We start from the raw sequence: 1018 nt of genomic DNA on the forward strand, positions 1-1018 counted from the left end.
AGTGTTGGCGGTCATTCGCTTTCTTTTAGGCGTGGCGGAAAGCGTTGTGATGCCAGCCATGTTGGTATTTTTAAGCCACTGGTTTACAAAGAAAGAACGATCGAAAGCGAATACGTTTCTGTTTCTCGGCAACCCGATTACGGTGCTTTGGATGTCGGTACTTTCCGGCTACCTTGTTGAAGCATTTGGTTGGCGTGGGATGTTTATCATTGAGGGCATACCCGCAATTATTTGGGCAGCCATCTGGTGGTTTGTTTTTGTAGATAGACCAGCTGATGCTAAATGGTTGACTGAAAAAGAGAAAAAAGATATTGAAGCTGCATTGGCAGCAGAACAAACCAATATCCAGGAAATTAAAAACTACAGTGAAGCATTTCGTTCCAGAAAAGTGTTGTCACTCTCCTTTATCCACTTCTTCTGGAATATCGGAATGTATGGCTTCATTATGTGGCTGCCTTCAATTCTGAAATCTGCGTCTGGACTGGGTATTGTCGCCACCGGTTGGTTATCAGCGGCACCTTATCTCCTCGCCGTTCCCATGATGCTGGGTGCGTCATGGTATTCCGATAAGTTTCTGAACCGAAAGATTATTGTTCTGCTCTTCTTAGGTCTTGGCGCCATCTGCTTTATTGGTTCCTTTACTGTTGGTGCATCCAATTTCTGGCTGTCTTATGTGCTTCTGATGGTTGCAGGTGGGGCAATGTATACCCCTTACGGTCCCTTCTTTGCCGCTATTCCTGAAATGATCCCTCGTAACGTGATGGCAGGCGCAATGGCCTTTATCGTCAGTTTCGGTGCGCTTGGCTCGTTTGTGGGTTCGTGGATTGTCGGCTATCTGAATGGCCTAACCGGGGGTCCCGGTGCGTCTTACATCTTTATGGGCGGAGCACTGGTGCTTGCTGTTTTCTTGACCTCGGTCACAGCGTTTACCAGCACAACCTCTTCTCTGAGCAAAGCACAGGCGTACTAATGCAAAGCGCCCTGATGGGCGCTTTGTTCTTAAAAGTGAAATGTTATA

General features: G+C 47.1%; 1 protein-coding gene. It reads left to right on the forward strand.

The window, feature by feature from the left end; all coding sequences use genetic code 11:
* On the forward strand, window positions 1-970 hold a 970-nt coding region (locus J5224_RS29880; protein ID WP_264628681.1), incomplete at its 5' end, for an MFS transporter.
* Window positions 971-1018: the final 48 nt, after the last annotated feature.

This window comes from Candidatus Symbiopectobacterium sp. NZEC135, from assembly GCF_025962695.1.